This window comes from Oleiphilus sp. HI0123 (genome assembly GCF_001635315.1).
This window is the reverse complement of sequence record NZ_LWGE01001225.1, coordinates 1-3097: the sequence shown is the minus strand read 5'-3', so window position 1 is coordinate 3097 and position 3097 is coordinate 1. Positions and strand designations below refer to the sequence as shown.

Annotated in this window: 4 protein-coding genes and 1 tRNA gene; 4 read left to right on the top strand and 1 reads right to left on the bottom strand. The window is 40.6% G+C overall.

Going from position 1 to position 3097, the window contains the following annotated elements; genetic code table 11:
* The 4 genes from bamC to A3761_RS14030 form a co-directional block, all read left to right on the top strand.
* Window positions 1-538 (top strand): outer membrane protein assembly factor BamC (gene bamC, locus A3761_RS14045; protein WP_156491849.1); only part of this gene is annotated, 538 nt, incomplete at its 5' end.
* Window positions 539-654: 116 nt separating this feature from the next.
* A complete protein-coding gene (gene purC / locus A3761_RS14040; RefSeq protein WP_068567360.1) occupies window positions 655-1368 on the top strand; it encodes a phosphoribosylaminoimidazolesuccinocarboxamide synthase in 714 nt (237 codons plus the stop codon).
* A 125-nt stretch (window positions 1369-1493) separates the two neighbouring features.
* Entirely contained in the window at window positions 1494-2222 is a 729-nt protein-coding gene (locus tag A3761_RS14035; RefSeq protein WP_068553744.1) for a TIGR04219 family outer membrane beta-barrel protein, read from the top strand.
* A 118-nt stretch (window positions 2223-2340) separates the two neighbouring features.
* Window positions 2341-2417 (top strand) — tRNA-Val (locus A3761_RS14030).
* 392 nt (window positions 2418-2809) lie between these two features.
* Here the strand turns inward: A3761_RS14030 and A3761_RS14025 are convergent.
* Complete coding sequence (locus tag A3761_RS14025) at window positions 2810-3040, bottom strand: helix-turn-helix transcriptional regulator (protein WP_068567986.1); 231 nt, start codon at window positions 3038-3040, stop codon at window positions 2810-2812.
* Window positions 3041-3097: the final 57 nt, after the last annotated feature.

Genomic DNA, 3097 nt, shown 5'->3' with positions numbered 1-3097 from the left:
GCTACAGGTGAAGCTAGTGCCAGCGGGAGGTGTTCTTACTGAAGCCTCATGGAGTAAGGCTGCATCTTTACCTAAGGTTGAAACAAAGATACTAAATGCGGTTGGCGAGTTTGTTAGTTCAGATGTCCAGCGAAATAGACACTCCCTACTTGCAAATGACATTAGTGGTGAACCACGTGTTTTTTTGCTAGAAGATGATCAAGGCGGAAAGTACCTAAAGCTAAACCTTAGTTACCTTCGGTCATGGAGAGAAGTAGGTAAAGCGCTTAAAGCTTCAGAGGTGCTGGTTTCTGATATAGATCAGTCGCAAGGAAAGTACTTTGTCAGTTATTTAAGTCGAGATGAGCTGGATTCATGGTTTTCGACGGAAGAGCATCGTCAAGAAAAAGCTAAAGAGCATAACTTCTCTATCGAGATATCCGGCAGCGCACTCGAACAGGCTGATGCCTATGAGGTTCGAGTCAAGGCCTTGAATGATAGCTTTGACTCCAATACAGCTACCGAACTATTAACGATTATTTTTGAACACATATCATGATTTGATATGTGTTTATTGCCTAAATAGCTGCGATATCATTGCTCATTAAAACACTATAGAAATTTTTCAATACTATTGCTCTTAATCTTAGAGCCACTCTCGGGAGTTTCCTTTTTATGCAAAAGCAGAAAGAACTTTACGCTGGTAAAGCAAAATCAGTTTATACCACAGAAGATCCAAACAAATTTGTTCTTTTGTTTAGAGACGATACCTCTGCTTTTGATGGCGAGAAAATGGAGCAGCTGAATCGAAAGGGCATGGTAAATAATAAGTTTAACGCTTTTATCATGCAGGCCTTAGAAGAGGCTGGTATCGAAACTCATTTTGAAGCCTTGCTATCAGATAACGAGTGCCTGGTAAAAAATCTTGAAATGTTGCCTGTGGAGTGTGTTGTTCGTAACTATGCAGCGGGTAGCATCGTACGCCGCCTAGGTGTTGAAGAAGGAAAAGAATTGACTCCACCTACGTTCGAACTATTCCTAAAAGACGACGCCCTGCATGACCCAATGATTAACGTTTCTCACTGTGTATCCTTTGGTTGGGCCACGAAAGAACAGCTTGTCGAAATGGAAAAGCTTACCTATCGAGTAAACGATGTGCTGTCAGCAATGTTTGACAAGGCGGGTATGCTATTGGTTGATTACAAGCTAGAGTTTGGTTTGTCTGAAGGTAGAATTGTTCTTGGTGATGAATTTAGCCCGGACGGCTGTCGTATTTGGGATAAAGAAACTCGTAAGAAGATGGATAAAGACAGGTTTAGGCAAGGTCTTGGTAGCGTGATCGAAACTTACGAAGAGGTAGGTCAGCGTTTAGGTATTTCATTTGACTAAATTTTGTGACTTCGTTGCAGCTTTTTAATCTAAGCTGCAACGAATCAAGCAAGCAAAATCAAAAACTCCCTCTATACTTACGCTAATAGTTTTATTCTTAAGAGAATTCAATAAGGTAAGTATCTATGAAAAAAGTTACAAAACTCCTCGCTCCTTTCGTTTTGGCTGCAAGCGCCACGGCTCAAGCCGATTTTATAGGCGGTACTGTTGAAGCAAGTTATTGGTATGCCGGTGTTGGGGGTGATGCCTCTGCCGGTGGCGCAACAGTTGATTTTGAAAAAGATCTAGGTTTCGAAGATGATAGTTTCTTCGAACTCGCGGCTTCATTTGAGCATCCGGTGCCACTGATTCCCAATTTAAAGGTTCGACTGACTTCCCTTGATCAAACTGAATCAGGCAATATAGATGATACCTTTGATGATGTGGACGGACCAGTAACAACAAATCTTGACCTGACTCACTATGATGTAATTGCTTACTATGAAATTCTCGATAACTGGGTTTCGGTTGATGTTGGTTTAGATATTAAGGTTTTTGACGGTCAGCTTAATGTTGAGGGTGATACAGAAAGCTCGACCTCTACTATTGATAACTTTCTACCGCTGCCCTATGCAAAAGCTGAAGTAGAGCTTCCTTTTACTGGTATGGCATTTGGCGCCGAGTTATCGGGTATTTCGTATTCTGGTAATGGTATTTATGATGCCCGTGCCCGTATTCGTCAAAATATTAGCTTAGCATTTGTTGAGCTAGGCTATCGCACTATGGCAATCAAGATTGATGATATAGGCAGTGCTGATATCGAAGTTGATGTTGATTTTAGCGGTGTTTACTTAAGTACAGGCTTAGATTTCTAGATATAAAGTGCAATCTAGATTCGTAAGAATATTTTTCTAATATTCTCATTGCAAGGCGCTGAATTGTTTGATAAATTACGCGCCTTATTCAAGTCGCTCTCCTTGCGATGCTTGAAATAGGACTATAGCTCAGTTGGTTAGAGCGCTACCTTGACATGGTAGAGGTCGGCAGTTCGAATCTGCCTAGTCCTACCAATTAACTTGTTGATCTATAAGTTAATTTGCATCTTTTCTGTTTATTCAAAATACTTCATTATCCCGCGTAGACCAAATATAGCCCAAGTATGGCCCAAGCCTGTTTAGGTACTGATTAGAGCGACCTAAAAATGACCTCTATTACAAATAGCTCAAGTACTGTTGTTCGGACAAGTAGTGTCTAATATGAAGGGGCAACTGCTATGGCTGCTTTGTAAGTTCAAACTAAGTAGGGCAATTGACCGCGGCTCATATTTCTAGCGCTCTCACACAGAAAGTTAGCTTTGAACACTCTCACTCACTTCTATGTATTCACTCGTGTATTTGATAGCCGGTAAATTCTGGCTGTTATAATCAGGTGAATACGTTTTTGTTTGTAACCCTAGTAATAATTAGTTTGATTCATTAGGTATGTGTTCCAAAAGATCCTCAATCTTGCACTTGAAATACTCACACAACAAATCCAAGTTTGCTGTCGTCATATTGTGACCGGACGGGTTCTGCATGCGAGAAATAGTCGATCTATTTATCCCAGTCGAATCTGCTATCTCTTGTAAGCTAATTCTTCTTCCATCTTCATACTCTTTTTTAGCGATCATCTCTGCAAGTTTGTAGCGAATCATAGTGTCTCCTCAATACGCCTAATTATGGCATAAAAGATAGAAATAACCCATAAAAGC